1 protein-coding gene is annotated in these 901 nt (G+C 45.1%); it reads right to left on the bottom strand.

Going from position 1 to position 901, the window contains the following annotated elements; translation table 11 throughout:
- A partial coding sequence (locus HC175_RS15365; RefSeq protein WP_168139341.1) for an RnfABCDGE type electron transport complex subunit D occupies nt 1-901 on the bottom strand: 901 nt, incomplete at both ends.

Consider the following 901-nt stretch of genomic DNA (forward strand, 5'->3'; position numbering starts at 1 on the left):
TGCAAGCATCACTCCTTCGGGATATGCCGGGTTAAAAACCCTGATCATTACCGAAAAGAATCCTATTAAGAATCCGTAGATCCATTTACCTTTTAAAGTTTGTGATGCCGATACAGGATCTGTTGCCATATAAACTATACCAAAGGCCAGACCTCCCACTATAAGGTGATTATACCAGGGAAAGTTTGTCAATGCATTTCCTTCAACCCCCATCATTGGAAGCGCATTGAAGATCAAGCCCATCGCAGCTGCGCCTACAACTGCACTTAACATGATCCTCCAGCTACCTACTTTCGTAAAGATGAGGAACAAAGCGCCCAATAGACATAATACCGCAGAGGTTTCTGACACCGATCCCGGAATAAGCCCCATGAACATATCCATACTGTCGTATTCTATAGGTTGACCTGCAGCAAGAGTACCTAAAATAGTTTCTCCCGATACGCCGTCAACTTCCGCAGCATTCATTACCCACACCTGGTTTCCTGACATATAAGTCGGGTAAGCAAAGAAGGCAAAGGCCCGCGCAGTAAGTGCAGGGTTTAGAATGTTCATTCCTGTACCCCCGAAAGCTTCTTTTCCAATGATCACCGCAAAAACAACAGAGATTGCAAGCATCCAAAGAGGTAAACCAATAGGCATGATCATTGGGATCAAAAGTCCCGTCACCAGGTAACCCTCATTCACTTCATGTCCTCTAAAAATTGCAAAAGCGAATTCAATTCCAAGACCCACCGCATAAGATACCACGATCATTGGCAGGATCTCGAGTGCGCCATGTCCAAAAGCATCCCAGAAATCTACTTCGGGCTGAACCTGCTTCAGGTACTGGTATCCTGTATTCCACATACTAAACAGCAGTACCGGAATAAGAGCGATCACCACAGTGATCATTACTCTT

This window comes from Salinimicrobium oceani, assembly GCF_012037645.1.